This is a genomic window from Streptosporangium sp. H16, assembly GCF_051918855.1.
GTDB lineage: Bacteria > Actinomycetota > Actinomycetes > Streptosporangiales > Streptosporangiaceae > Streptosporangium.
On record NZ_JBPXMD010000003.1, the window covers coordinates 240595 to 259832 of the forward strand.

Annotated in this window: 19 protein-coding genes; 14 read left to right on the forward strand and 5 right to left on the reverse strand. The window is 68.2% G+C overall.

From position 1 onward, the window contains the following. The first annotated feature begins 29 nt into the window (after positions 1-29). Genes ACTOQ2_RS06785 through ACTOQ2_RS06795 form a run of 3 tightly spaced genes read left to right on the forward strand, consistent with a single transcriptional unit; the run spans position 30 to position 2012 of the window. Complete coding sequence (locus tag ACTOQ2_RS06785) at positions 30-1115, forward strand: hypothetical protein (protein WP_440098848.1); 1086 nt, start codon at positions 30-32, stop codon at positions 1113-1115. A 26-nt stretch (positions 1116-1141) separates the two neighbouring features. After that, complete coding sequence (locus ACTOQ2_RS06790) at positions 1142-1705, forward strand: hypothetical protein (protein ID WP_440098849.1); 564 nt, start codon at positions 1142-1144, stop codon at positions 1703-1705. Between the two features lie 4 nt (positions 1706-1709). Continuing rightward, positions 1710-2012 (forward strand): hypothetical protein, encoded by a 303-nt coding sequence (locus ACTOQ2_RS06795; protein WP_440098850.1) that lies wholly within the window; start codon positions 1710-1712, stop codon positions 2010-2012. A 143-nt stretch (positions 2013-2155) separates the two neighbouring features. On the opposite strand, the gene ACTOQ2_RS06800 is transcribed toward ACTOQ2_RS06795, so the two are convergent. The 4 genes from ACTOQ2_RS06800 to ACTOQ2_RS06815 form a co-directional block, all read right to left on the reverse strand. Then, positions 2156-4894 carry an outer membrane protein assembly factor BamB family protein gene (locus tag ACTOQ2_RS06800; RefSeq protein ID WP_440098851.1) on the reverse strand — a complete coding sequence of 913 codons (2739 nt, stop codon included), beginning with the start codon at positions 4892-4894 and terminating at the stop codon, positions 2156-2158. Further along, on the reverse strand, positions 4888-5775 hold the full coding sequence (locus ACTOQ2_RS06805; RefSeq protein WP_440098852.1) for a hypothetical protein: 888 nt from the start codon (positions 5773-5775) through the stop codon (positions 4888-4890). Before ACTOQ2_RS06805 ends, ACTOQ2_RS06800 begins: the two co-directional genes overlap by 7 nt. Before the next feature lie 235 nt (positions 5776-6010). Next, the gene (locus tag ACTOQ2_RS06810; RefSeq protein ID WP_440098853.1) at positions 6011-6331 is read right to left on the reverse strand and encodes a hypothetical protein; all 321 of its coding nucleotides are present in this window, start codon (positions 6329-6331) and stop codon (positions 6011-6013) included. Further along, entirely contained in the window at positions 6328-6669 is a 342-nt protein-coding gene (locus tag ACTOQ2_RS06815) for a hypothetical protein (RefSeq protein WP_440098854.1), read from the reverse strand. The genes ACTOQ2_RS06810 and ACTOQ2_RS06815 overlap by 4 nt, the downstream gene beginning before the upstream one ends. 869 nt (positions 6670-7538) lie before the next feature. On the opposite strand from ACTOQ2_RS06815, the gene ACTOQ2_RS06820 reads away from it, so the two are divergent. The 10 genes from ACTOQ2_RS06820 (at position 7539) to ACTOQ2_RS06865 (ending at position 17758) form a co-directional block, all read left to right on the forward strand. Further along, the gene (locus ACTOQ2_RS06820; protein WP_440098855.1) at positions 7539-7817 is read left to right on the forward strand and encodes a GntR family transcriptional regulator; all 279 of its coding nucleotides are present in this window, start codon (positions 7539-7541) and stop codon (positions 7815-7817) included. A 167-nt stretch (positions 7818-7984) separates the two neighbouring features. Continuing rightward, positions 7985-8830 carry a helix-turn-helix domain-containing protein gene (locus tag ACTOQ2_RS06825; protein ID WP_440098856.1) on the forward strand — a complete coding sequence of 282 codons (846 nt, stop codon included), beginning with the start codon at positions 7985-7987 and terminating at the stop codon, positions 8828-8830. Next, positions 8817-9017 (forward strand): DUF397 domain-containing protein, encoded by a 201-nt coding sequence (locus ACTOQ2_RS06830; protein WP_440098857.1) that lies wholly within the window; start codon positions 8817-8819, stop codon positions 9015-9017. Before ACTOQ2_RS06825 ends, ACTOQ2_RS06830 begins: the two co-directional genes overlap by 14 nt. Before the next feature lie 463 nt (positions 9018-9480). Beyond that, a complete protein-coding gene (locus ACTOQ2_RS06835; protein WP_440098858.1) occupies positions 9481-12258 on the forward strand; it encodes an ATP-binding protein in 2778 nt (925 codons plus the stop codon). Positions 12259-12304: 46 nt separating this feature from the next. Beyond that, the gene (locus ACTOQ2_RS06840) at positions 12305-12892 is read left to right on the forward strand and encodes an RICIN domain-containing protein (protein WP_440098859.1); all 588 of its coding nucleotides are present in this window, start codon (positions 12305-12307) and stop codon (positions 12890-12892) included. A 112-nt stretch (positions 12893-13004) separates the two neighbouring features. Continuing rightward, complete coding sequence (locus tag ACTOQ2_RS06845; protein WP_440098860.1) at positions 13005-13811, forward strand: SAM-dependent methyltransferase; 807 nt, start codon at positions 13005-13007, stop codon at positions 13809-13811. A 149-nt stretch (positions 13812-13960) separates the two neighbouring features. After that, positions 13961-14482, forward strand: a complete 522-nt coding sequence (locus tag ACTOQ2_RS06850; protein ID WP_440098861.1) for a hypothetical protein — start codon at positions 13961-13963, stop codon at positions 14480-14482. 159 nt (positions 14483-14641) lie between these two features. After that, positions 14642-15643 carry a serine hydrolase domain-containing protein gene (locus ACTOQ2_RS06855; protein ID WP_440098862.1) on the forward strand — a complete coding sequence of 334 codons (1002 nt, stop codon included), beginning with the start codon at positions 14642-14644 and terminating at the stop codon, positions 15641-15643. A gap of 140 nt (positions 15644-15783) precedes the next feature. Further along, entirely contained in the window at positions 15784-16185 is a 402-nt protein-coding gene (locus ACTOQ2_RS06860; RefSeq protein WP_440098863.1) for a response regulator transcription factor, read from the forward strand. Between the two features lie 367 nt (positions 16186-16552). After that, positions 16553-17758 (forward strand): Cmx/CmrA family chloramphenicol efflux MFS transporter, encoded by a 1206-nt coding sequence (locus ACTOQ2_RS06865; RefSeq protein WP_440098864.1) that lies wholly within the window; start codon positions 16553-16555, stop codon positions 17756-17758. Positions 17759-17806: 48 nt separating this feature from the next. Here the strand turns inward: ACTOQ2_RS06865 and ACTOQ2_RS06870 are convergent, their stop codons facing one another. Next, positions 17807-18520, reverse strand: a complete 714-nt coding sequence (locus ACTOQ2_RS06870; protein ID WP_440098865.1) for a TetR/AcrR family transcriptional regulator — start codon at positions 18518-18520, stop codon at positions 17807-17809. Positions 18521-18797: 277 nt separating this feature from the next. Between ACTOQ2_RS06870 and ACTOQ2_RS06875 the strand changes: the two genes are divergently transcribed. After that, on the forward strand, positions 18798-19220 hold the full coding sequence (locus ACTOQ2_RS06875; protein ID WP_440098866.1) for a hypothetical protein: 423 nt from the start codon (positions 18798-18800) through the stop codon (positions 19218-19220). Positions 19221-19238: the final 18 nt, after the last annotated feature.

Sequence of the window (19238 nt, forward strand, 5' to 3'; positions counted from 1 at the left end):
CTGACCGAACGGCGCCTCGGCGACGACGCGTGGCCCTGGGCAAGGCGCTGGAGGCCGCCACGCTCACCTTCCGCGACCACGACGGCTCACCGCAGAACCCCTCACGCGGCTTCCTCTCGGCCAAGCTCGCCTCGGAGACCGTCCACCTGGAAGCCGTACGGATCAAGGACGGCAAGCTCCCCGGCTCCTCCGTGAGCGCCACATCGATGGGGCGCATCCTGGCCAGCTACATCAGTGACATCAACCACATCGCTCAACGAGGCCGCGACCCCGAGTCGTTCGGCGTGCGAAGTGCCGACAACCTCGCCACACCGGGACCTGACCCCTGGGGCGCCGAGTTCAACACGGGAGAACTACGCCAGGTGATGAAAGAGGCGTTCACAGACACCAAGGCATTCGCTCCTGTTCTGGCCGCTCAGACGGCGTTCACGGGCTTACTCCTTAATCACGGTGCTGCTGAGATGGCCGCTGGGCGGGGCAGCGAAACATTCCTGACCAATGCAAAAGTGGTCGGGGCAGGCTTCGGAATGATCACCGATGCGGCGGGCCTGGCGAAGATCGAAGAAGGCAAGGATCTGGACGAGGCGCAGAAGCGCAACATGAAGATGCTCATAGCGGGGGTCAATACCGGTCTCGCCTTGCCCCAGTCGGGGACATGGCCGATTACCACCGGTGTCATCGGAGCCTGGACCGGGATGGCGGAAGAGATAGCCAAAGGGAGGGAGGAGAACAACGCCCGCGTTGACGCCAATGCCGCCGTCGAAAAGACCCGAGGGCTCGTGCACGATCTTGCCGCTCAGGCCATGCTCAAAAACGGGCTCTTCGGCTCCGCCGAGCCCGCCGCCCGAAACCATCCCTGGGCCACCCTGGAGGGTCTGGGTAAGGGGGACGACCCCCGCGACAGCCCCAACAACTTCCTCAAGGACGACGGCCGCACCCTCATGACCATGGACGAGATGATCGACAAAACGGCTACCAACAGCACCGACAAGTATCGGCGGGTCGAGGCCTACGACCGCTGGCTCTATGGAGGCCCGGCAGGAAAACCCTGGCTGGATGTGGAGAGTCGTCTGCATCAGGGATTTACCAACGGCTTCGCTCAGTACGGCTCGTGATGCGAAGAGTGTTCACCGTAGCCACTGTGCTGACCTGCGTCCTAGTCACGTTAACGGCCTGTCAGAACGATGAGGTGCCGGTCGATCGCAGTCCGATGCCGACGGTGGCCGCACCTCCGTACCTCTGTGAGCACATCCCGTTGAGGGCGGTGGAGTTGATGACCGGGGTACGCGATCCACTGGTACGTGGCTTCTTCGACCTTACGAGTGCGGGAGGTCTGGGGGACGGGAGTTGCGCGATCTATCAGAGAGAGGGCGAGCGGCTGAAGGTGCTGTTGATCAACCTTACTCCGGGAGGATACTCAGGGGTGGTTGAGGAGCAGATCGAAGATGGCGCCTTGCCGCTACCAGAGATACTTCCTGGGGTTATCGGCTCTTATTTCAAGCCCTCGGACAGCGAAACCAACGACGCGTACGCGCTGCTTGTACGTGGCAAAGCTGAGATAAGCATCCAGATGGAGATCGGAGCCAAGGGACGGGACAACGCCGCCGATGTGCTGGCGCTTATGAAGCTGATCGCGCCGAAGCTGCTCACCGATGCCAGCGCGCCGTCCCCAACACCGAAGACCCCCACCCCCAAGAAGGACTGACCCCATGGCCGAGCTGGTGCCCAATCCGCTCCACGCGGCGTTGGGAGAGGCCCTCCGAACGGTCGAGCCGCTGGTCCAGGAGATCGAGAGCGGTATCGAGACCCCGTTTCGGGACTTCCACGAGGGCACGGTGTGGACGAGACCAGCCGCCAAGAAATTCGACGCCCAGCTCGTCCAGCACCGCACCCGGGTCCGGGGCGCGGGCGAGAAGATCATCTCCGACCTGCGAAGGACCCTGGCCATCACCCCTCGCCAGGTGAGCGAGGAGGAGGCCAGAACAATCAAGCAGCGGTACGGCCTCCCCTGACGAGGCCCAGAAAACTCCGGGAACGGTTCCGCGACCGAGGCGCAACCCGCTGACTCGCCACCGCGGAACCAGATCGGGTGCGCGGGCTCGACATGGGCCGTAACCGCGCCTGGTGAGAGGACTGGTTCTGAGTCCCTCAAGATCTAGCCGCCTGCCGCGGGCAATGCGTACACGTTGCCGTTCGTGCTGCCGACGTACACGAAGCCACCTGTCACGACAGGTCTGGTTTCGATGGTGCCGCCGGTTTGAAAGCTCCATCGCACCGCGCCGGTGGCGGCGTCGAGCGCGTGAAGCGTTCCCCCGTCGTGTCCGACGTAAATGGTCCCGCCTTCGGCCACGGGGCCGGAGGTGAAGCCCTTGCCCAACGAGAAACTCCATCGCACCGTGCCGGTGGCGGCGTCGAGCGCGTACAGCCTGCTGTCGTCGCCGGCGTATACGAGTCCCTGGGCCACCGCGATGTCCCACCGGAAGCCGGGCCTGTCGCCCTCGGTCTGGAAGCTCCACAGTTGCGTACCGGAGCCGGCGTCCAGTGCGTATGTCGTGCCGTCCTTGTTGTCGAGATACACGGCCCCGCCGGCCACCACCAGACGGAAATCGACAGGACCGTCGATCCCTGAGCTCCATCGGACTTTCCCTGAGGATCCTTCCAGCGCATGCACCTTGCCACCGGGGCTCGCGGCATAGACGACCCCCTTGGCTCGCGCCAGATGAGTGTGGTCTCGTCCTCCGCCAACCCGGAAGCGCCACTTCTGGGCTCCCGAACCGGCGTCCAGCGCGTACACCATGCCATGGTCGCTGCCGACATGGACGACTTCGCCGACCAGCACGGGGTCGGGGTTGACGACATAGCCCTGCGGCTGGAAGCTCCACAGCCTCTTGCCGGAGGCACCGTTCAGTGCGACGACCTCGGCGTTCATCGAAAAGGGGGACTTCCTGGTCCAGACGTAGAGGCGGCCGGCTGCGACCACGAGGCCGCTGATCACATCGATCCTGCGGCTCCACCTCATGCGGCCGGTGGCGGCGTCCAGCGCGACCAGCCTGCCGGAGGCGTTCGCCGCGAACACGGTGCCATCCACCACCACGTGATCGAGCAGCAGGGGACCGCCCGTCTGGAAACGCCACCGCATCGCGCCACTGACGGCGTCCAGCGCGGACACCGTGCCATCGCGACTTGTGGCGTAGACGACACCGTCGACCACCACCGGCTCGGCGTAGACGACCGCGTCGGTCGGATGGTTCCAGCCGCTCTCTCGCGCGGGGCGGGGAGCGCGGACGCCTGGCTGATACCGTGCGAGCAGATTGCCCTGCAGCGATGGGGAGATGAGTCGCACCGCCTGTCGGGAGAGCGAGCTCAGCCGGACGACGACGGGGCCCACGTTGATGATCGTCGCGCCGTAGAACCCGTTCGTCTCGGCCACGGTATAGGAGAGGAAGCCCGGGCTCTCAGTGGTGGGATCGAAGGCGTTGGTCTCTTTGATGGCGCCGACCTCGGCGGTGAACAGCTTTCGCGCGCCCGCGTTCGACGAGGACACCCATTCCACGGAGAGCGAGACGACGGCGCCGTCGTCCGTGGGCGGTATCCAGTCGCATTTCGCCGACTTCGGCGGCGCCGTTCCCGCAGGGTCGTCCGCTCTGGGAACCGCGCGGTAGCCGTCCGCGAGGACGGACAGATCATGGCCGGTGAGCAGGGCGCAGGCATCCGGCCAGGCGCTCGCCGGGACACCGCCGAAGCGGGCAGGCTCGCGCGAAAGTCCGTAGATCAGCTTGTACGCGGTGATCCGGCCGTCACCGGGGACATCGCTGTGCACGAAGGCCATACCCCGGATCGACCCGACAAGGGACACCCGAGGGTGGGGCATGTCGAGCGGCAATCCGCCGAGCTGTCCGGTGCCGGGGTCAACGGAGAACAGGTAGGCGGGCAACGGCCATTCGTTTCCCGGGAGGCCCCCGCCAGGGTCGGCTGCCGCGGAGTACGAGCCGACGAACAAGGGCGGGCTCCAACTGCTCGGGTTCACGACCCCCACAGCTTCCGGACCGGTGGACAGCAGGCGGCCGTCCGCCCCGTAGAAGAAATCATCGTTCCCCACCGAGGCGTGAACGTATCCTTCCGCATTGGCCGTAACGCGAATCGCAGCGTCTTCGCCCGGTGGCGAGGGGGATGACGACAGCGGACGCGTCCAACCGTGCCGCAGTGTGCGCGGGTCCATCGAGGTGAGCCGCTGCTCATCTCCCGCGCAAGAGCTGAGCAGCACCACCGATCGGGCGGTTGCCGCGCCTCGCAGGTGGCAGCCTCGCGGATACGTCATCCGTGCCGTGGTCGCCCCGGTCCGGAGGTCAAGGGCATGGATGTCGAAGGGCTCGGCCGGTCGCTCGAACACCACGATGCCGCGCTCGGTCACCATGATCTGCGGGCCCCGGTACACACCGATACCTTCCGTCCCGGAGCGATCACTGGAGGCGGCGATCGTGCGCCGCCACAGCGCGGCGCCTGTGGTCAGGTCATGGCCGTTCAGGGCGTGGTCGACGATGTCCGGCGTTCCTCTCGACACGACCAGCGTGTCCGCCGCGATCCACACGCCGGTGATGGGCGCGGTGAGAATCGGGTCGGCCGGGACGGTGCGCCGGAGCTCACCTGTGCGCGGATCGTGGATCCGCACGGTGTCCTGGCGTGTCGCTACGGCGACTGCGTGGTCGGACACGGCGTAGCGCGGAGTCTCGAAGAACGGCTCGCCGGTGTCGGCGTCCGCAGGCACCGACCACACCGCACGCCACTCGACGGGCACGAGCGGGAGCCGCGGAGCGTCCGCCACCGCGGTCGAGCAGGCCGTCAGGACCACCGCGAACAGGACCGCGACCGAGCGGCGCCCGTGCACGATCAGCACTCCTTGCTCTTTTGGATCTTCCGCTCGATCAAGCACGCCTGGCCACGAGAGATCGTCTGCCAGCCACGGAGCGGCGAGACGGCGTAATAGGTGCGGTAGGCGTCGGCAGTGCCGGTTACCCGGAACGGGTTCTTGTCCGGGCCCTCGATCGTAATTTGCTCGGTTCGGTCCTCCGCGAGCACGGTGACCAGGAGATCGAACTCGTAGTACGCCGCCGTGCCCTTGACCGACATGGAGAGCGTGACCCGCTCACCCCGTTTCAGGTCTATCTGCTTCTTCCTGAAATACGAGGTGTCCGGGTCCTTGGCGGCAGCAAAGCGGGGAGCCGGCTCATCGAGATCGGCGGAGAGTTCGACGGTGCCGACCTCTCCGGCGGAGGTGTAGACCAGCAGCGCGCCGTCCGAGACCGGCTTGCGGTCGAGGACGCGCGGCTTGATGTCGACAATGCGCAGGCTGCTGCGGTTCCCGATGAGGACGACGGTGACGTCCGTCTTTTCGAGGGGGGCCCGGTGATGGCGTGCCATGACGGCGTCATGGCGCGAGCCGGACGTGCTGCTCAGCAGAACCGCTCGTTCTCCAGGATCGGTCACCGGCTCCCTCAGGGCGGTGTCCTGCGTGGAGTAGTCGACGGCCACGTGGCCGACCTTGATCGGAGGCTCCCCGCTGATCCGGTCGACCGCGTCGGATCCGCGTGCGTTGAACCAAGCGGTGAACACGACACCGATTACTGCGATGATCACGGCGCTGAGGATTCCCGCCAGCCACGTCCACATGGCTTTCCATCGCCCGGCCCCGGTCGGCTCGGCCTCCTCGGCCCGGGGGGCGGGAGCCGCATTGGCCCGACTGGGTTTGGCACGCCTGTTCTGGCGCGCTTTGGCCATGAGACGCCCCCTATGAACGGCGAACGGCAGCTGACTCCCCTGCGCTACACAGCTATATAGGGCTGGACGGCCACAGTGTTGAGTTATCGAGGGATTTCCTGTGCGACGGGCAAGTTCTTGTTCCGCACGGCTTCCACACGGCGATGTTTCGCCTTCGCGCGGTACGTCTTGGATGGCACGGCGGCCCTGGACCGGGGAAGGGATGGGGCCGCCGTGCCCGCTCATCAGACGCTCATCAGAAGTGGCCGATGCTGGCCGAGCCGGAGGTGAGCACCCAGCGGTGCAGGAGCGCGGTCATCTCGGCCTCGCGCATCTGGGTCTTCAACCCGTCGACGGTCCGGTCACAAATGATCAGCGGTTCGGGGGTGGGCCAGGTGGCGATGGCGTGGAAGAGACGGCTGCCGGTGCCGTACAGCACCGACCAGCCCGGCCAGGTGATCTCCAGCATCGCGGCCTCGGCCCGCGCCTCGTGGTCCCAGGTGTAGCGCGGGACCTGGGCGACGGCCTGGCCGTCGCGGTGACGGCCCCGGGCGGCGGCCAGACAGCGGCGGATCATGAGATCACCTGCCCGCTCTGCTCCCGCTCCGGCGTCTCCCGCTCTCGCGTCTTCCGTTCCCGCTCTTCCGGGGCAGGGGCCTCCCGCGTCTCCTGTTCGCGGGCCGCCTGCTCGTCCGCCTCGCGGGCGAAGGTCTCCTGCCGGTCGGTCTCGGCCCGCAACGCCTCCAGGTTGTCGGCGTCGACGGTCCGTTCGGCCCCGGCCTGAGTGGCCACCGGGGAGAAGGGCCTCTCCCGGCTGGCCCACAGCCGTCCGGCGTCGCTGAGGATCAACCGCCAGCCGGGAATCGTCGTGTTGGGGCTGGTGGGCTCTGGGTGGGTGGAACTACCATCTCTCACTGATTGGACCTCGATCCGATCAAGGGCCCGTCCGGTCGTTTCCAGCGTGGGACGGGCCCGCTCTGTTGAGCAGGGAAAAATCTGGAGGGGTACGCCGTACCGGTCGGGTGACCGGCACGAAGATGGGGTGACCGCTGAGCGGTTCGGTGCGCAGGTGGTTCTTCGCCCGGAGCGGGACACGAGGTGGCGTCCGCCTCCGAGCCGGGGCGGCCTGGTGAGAGCGGACCCCGGCGGCGACGCCGGGCGCGGGCGACAGGGCATCCGCCGAAGCGACAACGCCGGTACGGGCGGCCCGACGGCCACGCACCGCTCGGGACGACGCTGCCCGGTCATCGCCGGAATCCCCTCGGCCGGAGCCGACCCAGCACACCGCTGACCGGATACCGGCGCGACCACCTCGGCGGACCGCTGCGCGGGGATCGCACCGGCCGGGGCCACGTCGGCGGACTCGAAGCACGACAGGGAACGGTCTCCGGTACGACGGGCCCGCAGCCGGATGTCCAGCAGGTCGCCGGAGGGCTGGACGTACTCGTGATCGGCGGGCCGATCGGGACAGCCGTGCGCGTAGGGGGCATGCCCGCAGGTGGCACACCCCATCGGCATGGGCGGCACCTCGGCGAAACAGCCGCAGCCACCGACCGCCTGTCTGTCAAGAACGGGAGCACTAGGGTTGCTCACGGATCAGGACTCACTTCCTGGTCAAGGACCCGTCCAGACGCTTGCATCGTCGGACGGGTCCGTTTGTTAGCGGGCAGTTAAAGCGGACATCCCATGGATAGGGCATGTCCATGCGTGTCCATGCACGCCTAGGCACGTCTAGGCGTGCCCGATATCGCCCAGGCATGCTGGTAACAAATATGGTCGCTAACATGATCGATTTCGAGCCTGGCCGACCTAAGTGGGAGCAGATCGCCGAGACGTTTGAGCAGCACATCCACAGCGGCAAGTGGCCGCCTGGCCACAAGGTCCCGAGCATCGTGGCGATCATGGGCGACTACCACGTCGGAAACAACACTGCTCGCCACGTCCTCCGATACTTGCACGACCTGGGGCTCGTGAAGCTCGTCCCCAGCCTCGGAACCTTCGTGTTGCCCCCGGAGCACAGCAGGAAAGAGTCTCCTCGAGGCACGCGAACCGCGAAGTCCTAACAGAGACTCAACGACCATGGTCGACTCCGCTCACGGAGCGGCGGTCTAGCGCCACGACACCCCATTCAAAGTAGCGATGCTGTCGAGCCATCATGTAGTTACACTGCGCGAGCGCGCAAGCGCTGTGCGTATAGATTTTTTACCGGATCCCTAGCACACTGAGCGGCATGACGAAGAGCCCCACAGTCCGGCAGCGTCGTCTGGGCCGTGAACTACGACGACTTCGGGAGCAAGCCGAGCTCACGCCCGAGGCGGCAGCTCGCCCGCTTGGGTGGAGCCGATCCAAGCTCAACAGGGTTGAGAACGCACGGATCACAGTGACCCCCTCGGACGTCGCCAACGCCTGTGACCTGTACCGCGCGGACTTCGCGACGAAGACCGAGCTGATCCAGCTCTGCAAGGACGCCGCCATACGTGGCTGGTGGACCGCCTACTCGGATGTCTTCACCGGCTATTACATCGCGCTCGAAACCGAGGCGGCGACTATCCGCAAGTGGGAGCCGATCCTGATCCCGGGCCTGCTCCAGAGCGAAGAGTACGCCTATGAGGTCATCCGTGCAGCGAGGCCCGAGCTGACCGAAACCCAGCTCGACCGGCACGTCAGCGCCCGCATGACCCGGAAAATCAACCTGCTCGGACCAGGTGCGCCAACGCTGCACGCCCTCATAGACGAGGCCGCGCTACGTCGTCCGGTCGGATCGCCTAGCCTCATGGCCCGCCAGCTCAACAACATCCTCCAGGTCTCCGATTGGCCCAGCATCACGATCCAGGTCCTCCCCACTGCGGTCGGCGCACACAGTGGCCTGGAAGGCGCCTTCTCCGTGCTGGGTTTCAGCGACGAGGACCCGGAAGTGGGCTATACCGAATGCTCCAGCGGAGACGTTTACGTCGAAGCGGCCGACCAGGTGCTCCGACTTACCCTAAAGTTTGAGCGCCTTCGCGACGTCTGCCTGTCCCCCGAGGATTCTGCGGCATTCATAGCCGCGGTGAGGAGCAGCCATGATCTCCCCTGACCTGTCCGGTGCCGAGTTCCGCAAGTCCAGCCTCAGCGGCGGCGGCAACGACTGCGTAGAGGTAGCCACCAACCTGCTTGACCTCGTCGCCGTCCGCGACAGCAAGGACCCAGCCGGCCCCGCGCTGACCTTCTCCCCCACGGCCTGGAACACCTTCCTGACAGGCCTCCGCAACGGAGAAATCTGACCCCGGCCACGGGTGCCGCGCGGCCAGACCGCTGCGAAGCGGTCTGGCCGCGCGACAACACGAGCCGAGGATCAGCGGACAGAGAGCCTGGACCGCGTCGTGACCGTTCATCGGCCCCGTGAGGAGACTGGCGTCCCAGACGGCTGCGGAATGTCATGGCCTCGCGTCTTGATCAAGCCTGCCAGGAGGCTCTGATCTGGTCTTTCTCGTTACCTGGGGCTGGTGGCACCGGCCCGGGCGGAGGGACTTGATCCAGAGGTTCGGCATCTTGGGCGAGAAGGACCCCGGGCTTGCGCGCGCCGAACACGGCAGGATCACATGAAGGTTCCCTACGCTCTCTTCCGTCTTACGGTGAACGGGTGCCTCGCATCGGTTTTGTCCGCCGTCAACCCAGGTGATCCAGGGCTCGCGGTAGGGAGGTATGGAGTTGGTGGGATTGATGGAGCCGCCAGGGGAGCGGATCGTGGGTCGGGCCACGGACATCGCGGTGATCGAGGAGCTCATTGAGGCTTCGGCCGATGGCCGTGGTGCGGCCGTGATGATCGTCGGTGAGGCGGGCATCGGCAAATCGCGGTTGCTGGCGGAGGCGTCGGCCCGGGCGTCGGCGGCGGGCATGGAGGTGCTGGCGGGCCGGGCGGTGCTGGCGGGGGGCACGTACCGGGCGCTGGCCACCGCGTTGGTCGGGCGGTTGCGGGATGCCGTGCTCGCGGGGGACGCCGAGCTGCGGCCGTATCGGGCGGCGCTGGGGCGGATCATTCCCGATTTCGGGTCGGCCGGCGATGCCGAGAAGGCCGACACGATGGTGGACCCCGCCGTGGTGGTGGGGGAGGGCGTGCTGCGGCTGCTGCGCGTGGTCGGCGCCGGACGCGGCTGCCTGCTGGTTCTGGATGACCTGCACTGGGCAGACCTCGACACGCTCGCGGTCCTGGAATACCTGGTCGATCAGGTAGTCGACCAGCGGATCATGATCTGTGTGGCGGCACGTGAGGAGCCGCGTACCGCCGATCAGATCGAGCGGATCGGCCGGCGGCCGGGCGTGCGGATGCTGCGTCCGGCTCGGTTGGACGCGGCCCAGGTGGCCGAGCTGGCCGGCGATCGGGCCGGTGTGCCGCTCGCGGCGGCGACCGCCTCGTTCGTGGTGGAGCGCTGCGACGGGCTGCCGCTGCTGGTGGAGGAGCTGACGGCGGGGCTGCGCGAGACGGGCGTGGATCTGGCCGCCCCGCGGGAGGCGTTGAACGACATCGCGGTGCCGCCGACGTTGCGGGCGCTCGTCGGTGAGCGGATGGCGGCCCTGGCCGGTGAGCACCGCCGGTTGCTGCACGTAGCCGCGGTGGTGGGGGTCGACCTGGGCTGGGACGTGGTGGCCTCGGTGGCGCAAGTGGACGAGGCGGTGTTGCTGGCGGGTCTGCGCGCCGCCACCCATGCGCATCTGCTGCGGGCCGAGGCCGATGAGCTGACCTGGCGGCACGCGCTCACCCGGGAGGCGGTGCTGGCGGGATTGCTGCCGCCGGAACGGGCCGCGATAGCACGGCGCGCCGCGGATCTGCTTGACGGCGGTGGCGTTGGCGAGGCTGACGTACGGGCCGCAGAACTGCTGGCTGCGGTGGGAGAGCGTGAACGGGCCGGCCGGATCCTGCTCCGGCTGGCCCGCCACGATCTCGCCCGAGGGGCGTTACGCAGCGCGCGGGCGCTGCTGGCCCGGGTGGAAGCCGCCGGTGCGATCCGCACCGCGTTGGCCATCGAGCAGGTCCGGCTGCTGACGCTGGCCGGCGAGGTGGAAGCGGCGTTGCGTACTGGGGAACAGGCCATCGGCACCGCGACCGGGGACGAGTACGTCGAGCTGTGCCTGCAGCTGGCCCGTGGCTGCGTGGTGGGCGGACGCCGGGCGGCGGCGATCGAGTACGCCGAGCGAGCCGGCCGGCCGCACGATCCGCGTTTCGCCATCGTGCGGGCCGACGCCGCCTACGGGGAGGGGGATCCGCACCGCGCCGGCTCCCTCGCCGCCGACGCGGTCCGCGAGGCCGAGCGCGCGGGTGATGGCGAGTCTCTGGCGGGGGCACTGCTGGTGCAGGGGCGCTGCCTGGCCCATCGTGATGCGGCTGCGGCGCGGGTGGCGTTCGGGCGGGCGGTGCAGGTGGCCGCCGAGCGTGGCCTGACCCCACTGCGCGTGTCCGCCCTTTTCCACCTGGCCGCCGTTCAGCGTGGCCAGCCGGACCCGCCCGCGCTGGCCGAGGCCCGCGAGATCGCTGAGTCCGCCGGGCTGCTGGGGCAGCTGGCGTCGATCGACCTGCTGGTGGCCGACCTGGCGCTGGTGGCGCACGGTCCCCGCGTGGGTGAGCCGGTGGCCCGCAGCTGTGCCGAGCTGTCAGCACGGCTGCGGCTGACGAGCGTCCAGGCGGTCGCCGAGCTGTTCGTCGCCGCCGCCCGCGCAGGCGCCGGAGACCGCGACGGCGCGGAGCGATGGCTGCGCCGGGCCGGAGCCCGACCCAACGCGCCGCGGGAGGTGCGAGCAGGTCTTGACCTGGTACGCGCGATCTGCTCAGTGGTGACCGGAGACCTGCCGGGCGCGGCCACGCAGGCGGATGACGGTGCCGCGATCCTGGCCGGTCACGCCTCGGCGGCCCCCACCCACTGGTGGGGGCTGTGGTTGCTGTTGCGCGAAGTGACCGGTCACGAGCCGCAGGACGCCCGCGCGGTGTTCCACCGCGCCCGGGCGGGCCGCCGGCAGGTCAACCGGGGCGCGCTGCTCTATGCCGACGCCGTCGCCGCGGGGCGCGAGGGCAGGGCGGAGGAGTCGATGCAGGTGCTGGCCCGCGGGGACGCGGCGCTCGAGGAGCATCCGTGGTGGCATCGACTGCTGCGGCTGCCGGTGTGGACTGCGGCGGTGAGCGAGGGATGGGGAGATCCCGTACCCGGACTGCGCGCCGACCTGGCCTGGCACGAGCTCAACGGTGACGAAGCACCGGCACGGCAGTGCCGGGACCTGCTGAGGCAGGCAGGTGCGCCGTCCCGCCGCAGCAGGGGCGCGACCGTGCCGCCCTGGCTACGCGCCGCCGGGGTCACCGGCAGGGAGGCCGAGGTGCTCGCCCTGGTGGCCGAGGGGCTGGGCAACACGCAGATCGCAGCCCGGCTGCACCTGTCCGTACGCACGGTCGAAACCCACGTCAGCCGGCTTCTGGCCAAGACCGGCGCGGCCGACCGGACCCAGTTGCGTACGTACGCGCCCGGCCAACATCAGTAGTCGGCACGGACGCGTAACCGGCCCTGACCCGGCGACCCTGGAGGACATGACCACAACACCCGACGACACCGCACAACCAGCCAAGGAAGGCAAGGGCGCCCACGTGCGCAACATTGCCACTGCTACCGCACTCCTCATCTCGGCCATCACCGGCTTCGCCGGTGCGGCCTCGCCGGCCTCAGCCGGAACCACCGCCGACCAGATCGTGAAGATCAGGCCACTGCACACCACCAACAAGTGTCTGGACGTCCAAGACGGCAGCCACGCCAACAGCGCCAACCTGATCCAGTACGACTGCACCGGCGCCACGAACCAGAGATTCCGCCTGATCCGCGTGAGCGGCAATGATTTCGAGATCCGGCCAACCCACGTCACCGGGAAGTGCCTGGACATCCAAGGCGGCAGCCCGGCCCTGGGAGCGCGAGTGATCCAGTTCGACTGCACCGGCGCGTCGAACCAGCGCTTCGCGCTCGACAACGGCGGGTCATCGCTGAACAGCATCAGGCCGCGGCACGTCTTCAACATGTGCTTCGACGTTCCGAGCGCCGGCACCGCGAACAGCGTGAACATCATCCAGTTCACCTGCAAGGGCGGGGCCCGCAACCAGCTGTTCGAGTTCCTGCCGACGCTGTGACAGCGATCGCGGGCGAGCACCGCGTCCACCCCCAGGCCTATCTCGGGCGGCGGGGAGCGGGCGGTGTGGCACGGCGCGACCATCCCTCCCGGCCATGAGGAGAACGACACCCATGCCACAAGACCCCTTGGCGAGCCCGCTGTTCCCGCGAACCTCGCGGTACCACCCCGACTGGATCCGCTCCAGCGTCAGCGGCGGAGCCAACTCACTCTGGCTGACCGAATGGCTCACCCATGCGATGACGCTGGAGCCCGGGATGCGGGTGCTGGATCTGGGCTGCGGCCGCGGCGCGTCATCGATCTTCCTGCACCGCGAGTTCGACGTCCAGGTCTGGGCAACGGACCTGTGGTTCGGTGCGGACGAGCGACTGCACCGCATCCGCGACGCCGGCGCCGGCCACGCGGTGTTCCCGATCCACGCCGACGCCCGATCCCTGCCGTTCGCGGCGGGCTTCTTCGACGCCGTCATCAGCATCGACTCCTTCGTCTACTACGGCACCGACGACCTGTACCTCAACTACCTGGCCCGGTTCGTCCGGCCGGGCGGCCAGATCGGCATCGCGGGCGCGGGACTGACCCAGGAGATCGACGGGCCGGTTCCCGAGCATCTGCGGGGCTGGTGGGAGCCGAGCATGGCCTGCCTGCACTCGGCCCGCTGGTGGCACCGCCACTGGGAACGCAGCGGCATCGCCTCCGTGGACCTCACCGACACCATGACGGACGGCTGGAAGCACTGGCTGGAATGGCAACGGGCGGTAGCACCTGACAACGAGCCGGAAATCAACGCCATCACCGCCGACCGCGGCCGCCATCTCGGGTACGTACGCGCGGTCGCCCGGCGTCGAGCGGACACCGCACTCGACGAACCCATCTCCTCCATCCCCGTGACCTATGCGAAGCAGCCCCTGTATCGCGCCTGAACGGCGAGGGCGGAGGAGAGCTGAAGACGTACCGCCGGTCCCGGCGTACTTCGAGCGGGTCGGCCCACCGCCGGACCGTAACGCCACCTACTCACTCGCACCACACGCTCACGCGCGTACAAACCTCAACGATCAGACGGGATATCACCATGTCGCTTATCCATCGCTCCCTCACCGCTCTGGCGTTGGCGGGGACCAGCTTGATCACTATCGCCGCCGCCGCCTCGCCCGTGCAGGCCGCGGCCGTCACCACCGTCCATGTCAGCAGCCGCACGGTGTTCATCACGGGCACGTCCGGCGCTGACACCATCAAGATCGACATCCTTGAGGGCAAGGTCACCGTGGACAGCACATCAGGGATGAGCGCCGGCGCCGGATGCATCACGTCAGGTACCAACGTGGTGCAGTGCGCCGGGACCGGCAGCACGATCCAGTTCATCGACGCGGCCACCCTCGGCGGTAAGGACAGCGTGACCAACAACACCTCGTTGCAGTCGTCGATCTTGGGCGGGAGTGACAATGACACCCTGACCGGCGGTTCAGGCCGCGACGGGCTCAACGGCGGCGGTGGAGACGACACACTGAACGGCAAAGGCGGCATCGATGTCGCCAACGGCGTCAGCGGCTTCGACACCTGCACCGCCGAAACCGAGAACTCCTGCGAGGCCTGATCCGGACACACTCTCGCCGCGGCATGGATCAACGACCCGGACAACCGCAAGAGTGAGGCCCCCCGCAGGCACAGAACAGCTGAAGCAACCATGTCTCACCGAGCTTGACGAGTTCCGGCCAAGGTTGCCGCCGATATGTACGTCAACTATGGTTGACGCATGGACGACAGGCGGCCAACAGATTCCTACGGTGACGAAGAACTCGCGGCGCGGCTCCGTGAGCTCGTGGGCGACCGGCATCCTGTGATCGCGGTCGCGACGGTCTCGCCCAAGGGGACGACGGTGGCGAGTGTAGGCGCACCCCTGAGCGCGGATTTCGAGATCGGCTCGATCTCGAAGGGAGTCACGGGCCTGCTCTACGCCGACGCGCTCGCACGCGGAGAGATCCGTACGACGTCGACCCTCGGCGAGTTCCTGCGGCTCGACGGGACGGCGGTGGCGGGGGTGACGCTGGCGTCGGTCAGCACGCACCGTTCGGGGCTGCCGAGCCTGCCCGGGTCGGCGGAACCGTGGCGACGGACCCTCGCGCTGTGGCGGCACGGGACGAATCCCTACGGTGAGAGCCTTGACCAGCTCCTCGCCCAGGCGCAGGGGGTGAAGATCGGGAAACCGCGGGCCCGATACTCCAACTTCGGGTTCGAATTGCTCGGCCACGCGATCGCGCACGCGGCCGGGACGAGCTACCGCGATCTCGTCCGCACGCGGGTCGCCGAGCCCTTGGGGCTCGGCGTGTTCTACACGCCCGCCAACCCGGACGAGTTGCTGCCCGGCGCGGTCATCGGCAGGAGCAGGTCGGGACGGGTGCGGCAGCCGTGGACGGGTGAGGCGATTGGACCGGCGGGTGGCATCCGGGCGTCGATCGAGGACATGGCGCGCCTGACGTCCGCCCTGCTCGACGGCACGGCCCCCGGCATCGCGGCCCTCGACCCCGTGGCGAACCTCTCCGGGCCTGCGGTGCGCGTCGGCGCCGCGTGGATCACCGTCGAAGCGAAGAAGCGTCCCATCACCTGGCACAACGGCGGCACCGGCGGGTTCCGTACGTGGCTCGGAATCGACCGCGCGGCCGGCACCGGTGTGGTCGTCATGTCCGCGACCTCGGTCTCGGTGGACCGCCACGGGTTCGCCCTGCTGGCACGGCTCACCGGGGAGGAAGGCCGATGATCACCGGGCACCGCCCGCCCTGGCCGCCGCGCCCGGAGTTCTCGGGGAAAAACGGGAAACACCTGCCGCCTGTGGATAACCGTACGTACACATCTTCGGAAACCCGCGCGGGCGCGGGAGAGAGGAGTTAGCCTCACGCCGTGGGAGAGGTTCTGGGCAGGGTCTTGGTAGTGGATGACGACGACGTCATCCGGCAGCTCATCGCGGTCAACCTGACCCTGGAGGGGTTCCAGGTGGATACGGCCTCCGACGGGCAGGATTGCCTGGACCGGGTGCTGGACGTGATGCCCGACGTCATCACGCTGGACGTCATGATGCCCAGGCTGGACGGCTGGATGACCGCCACCAGGCTGCGCAACGACGAGGGGACCCGCCATATCAAGGTGGTCCTGATCACCGCGCGGGCGCAGGAGGACGACAAGCGGCGGGGCCTCGGAATCGGGGTCGACGCCTACCTCACGAAACCCTTCGACCCGGCGGAGCTGATCCAGGTCGTGCGCGAGCTGGCCCTGACCGCGCGCAGCGGCCACGGCAAGGTGTGACCTCGCGCAGTCGATCAGGACAGGCCTCAGGGGCCGATCAGGGCGACGCCTGACCCGCGCGAAGCCGATCGGCGCCTGACCCGCGAAGCCGATCACGACCGCTTGGTGGGCAGGATCTCGACGAACACCTCCTGCGGGCGGAATCCGTTTGCGTGATGACCGATGGGTTCAAGTAGTGTTCGTGGCATGTCGAGCCCTGAGGCATCCAAGGTGGGGGCTTTCGGTCACGCCGTCAGCCCCCTGAACCACTGAGTTCGTAGTCCACTCCCCCGGCAGCTTCGCTGAGCGGGGCAGGTGCGCGCACCCCTGGGTGCTGGCCGCGGTGACGAGACGTCTTTCCTCTCGTTCTCTCACCTCGGAGTTCTCGATGCCTCTCCCGCTCTACCTGCTCGCCGTGGCGGTCTTCGCCATGGGCACCTCGGAGTTCATGCTCTCCGGCCTGGTGCCGGACATCGCCGCCGGCCTGGAGGTGTCAGTCGGAAATGCCGGACTTCTGACCTCGGCATTCGCAGTCGGAATGGTCCTCGGGGCGCCACTGATGGCGGTGCTCGCACGCCGGTGGCCCACCCGTGCCAGTCTGCTGGGCTTCGTGCTGGTGTTCGCCGCCGCCCATGTCGTGGGTGCCCTCACGTCGAGCTTCCCGGTTCTTCTGTCCACTCGCGTGATCGCCGCCCTGGCCAACGCGGGCTTTCTGGCAGTCGCGCTGAGTACGGCGATCACGCTCGTCACAGCCGCCCAGAAGGGACGTGCGCTGGCGGTACTGCTCTCCGGCACGACGGTGGCCACCATCGCCGGAGTTCCGGGCGGCGCGGTGCTCGGAACGCTGCTCGGCTGGCGGGCAACCTTCTGGGCGATCGCACTGCTCTGCCTTCCCGCCGCCTTCGGCATCGTGAGAGGCATCCCGGACCACGCCGCAGGGAGCACCCGGGACGCTCCGACCGGCCCCTCTCTACGAACCGAGATCGCCCAGCTCGCGATGCCCAGGCTGGTCCTGGCCATGTTGCTGGGCGCCCTGGTCAATGCCGCCACATTCGCCACCTTCACCTTCCTGGCACCGATCGTGACCGACACCGCGAGCCTGAATGAGCTCTGGGTCCCGGTGGCACTGGTGCTCTTCGGTGTGGGGTCCTTCGTCGGCGTCACTCTCGCGGGCCGGCTCTCGGATCAGCGCCCCGGTATCGTGATCGGAATCGGTAGCCCCATGTTGTTGCTCGGCTGGGCCACGTTGGCGACCGTCGCCGCCCAGCCGGTGGCGCTTCTGATCCTCGTGTTCGTACAGGGCGCGCTGTCCTTCGCCGTGGGCAGCACCTTGATCGCCAGGGTGCTCCATGAGTCGGCGGGCGCCCCCACCATGGGTGGGTCATACGCGACCGCGGCACTCAACATCGGCGCAGCGGGTGGCCCCGCCGTCGCGGCAGCGACCCTCGGAACCGATGCTGGTGATCTTGGCCCGATATGGGTGAGCGCCCTCCTTGTCGCGCTCGCGGTGCTCACCGCACTGCCTCTGCTTCGAGTGATCGCACCCCAGGTCGGCCCTGTGCGAGAGGTCCCTGACGGCCTCGACGTTCACTAGGTCTGCGACGACTACGCCACGCAAGAACCCTGGCGTCTTCCGCGGCCGTCATCCTCTCCCGTTGGAACTCCGGCCGCCCGCCGTGTCGACCACGGCCTCGATCTCCTCGGCCAGCAGGAGACCGGCGTCCATGCCCATGCTGTCGAAGGCGCCGGCGATTTCGAGCGAGACGAGTCCGTGGACGCGTGACCAGCAGAGCACGCCGAGCCGCAGCGCCGCCGGCGTGACGTCCGCGGGTGCGCCGATCGCCTGCCCCCACCGCAGCAACGCCTCGTCGAGCGGGGTGCCGTCGGCGGAGGAGTGCGACGCGATCTCCTGCAGGGCGATGACCAGCGGGAGCATGCCCTGGTTGACCGCGGCGACCCCCTCTGGGGGATCCTGCGCGGCGGGCGAGCGGTCGGAGAAGAGCATCGCGTACCGGCGCGGGAGTGCCAGTGCCCAGCGCCGCCAGGCCTGGACCATGAGGGCGACCCTGGACCGGGCGTCCTGCCCCGCCCCGCCCCGCGCGGCCGCCGCGACGGTGGACCCGAGGTCGGTGTAGGCGTCGACGACGAGCGCTTCCAGCAGCGCTTCGCGTGAGGGGAAGTAGCGGTAGAGCGCGGGCGGGCTCATGCCCATGGCCTTGCCGACCGATGCGATCGACACGTCGTTCGTCCCGCCGGTGTCGAGGAGTTCGAAGGCGCGCTGCTTGATCTCGTCGATGGTCTGCCGGCGCAGCCGTTCACGGCGGGTCGGGCCTCCGGTACCGGTACTCATGGACATGCCCAAAGTGTAGCCCCGTTGCAATCAATACGAACCAGCGCTAGAGTTAATGATCGTAACAGAAGTTATTGTTCATAGCAGATATATCCGTCGGCGTCGGGTTCAGGTCCGCGACGGCGACACGGCCGGTCGGTGCTCGTGGAACGCGGTAGCCGTCCGGCGGCCTCGACGCGACCGGACGCGCCTCCCCCGGCAGCCGGCCGCGCCTGGATGTCGTGCACTCACGGTGTGCCGATGGCACCCGCCCCAGAGCACCCCCTCGATACAAGGAGTTCTCATGAACGTTGGAACCGCTGTCCCCACCGCCGTCAGGCACCCGACCCCCTGGGCGGATCGGATCGGGCGCACGCTGATGGCCCTCAACGCCGTCGCGACCCTCGTCGCGTTCGCGGGCGGAGTCATGATCATGACCAGCGTGTCCGACGACCGCGTCATCACCGAGGCGTGGCGGACGTTCGCCTACATCGTCTTCGCGGGACTGTGGGCCATCCTCGCCGTCGCACCACGCCGGCAGTGGGGCCTGTGGGAGCTCCTGCTCCTCCAGAAAAGCGCGATCACCGTGTACTCCTTCGCGATGTGGGACATGCCCGACGCGTCGAGTACCGCCCTCATCGACCTCGCCGTGACGGTGACGACCGCGGCGGCCTACGTGCTGTGCCGCGGCTGGTACGCATGGCGAACCGATGCCCCGAGCCGGTGAGCGGCGGACGGCCCGCCC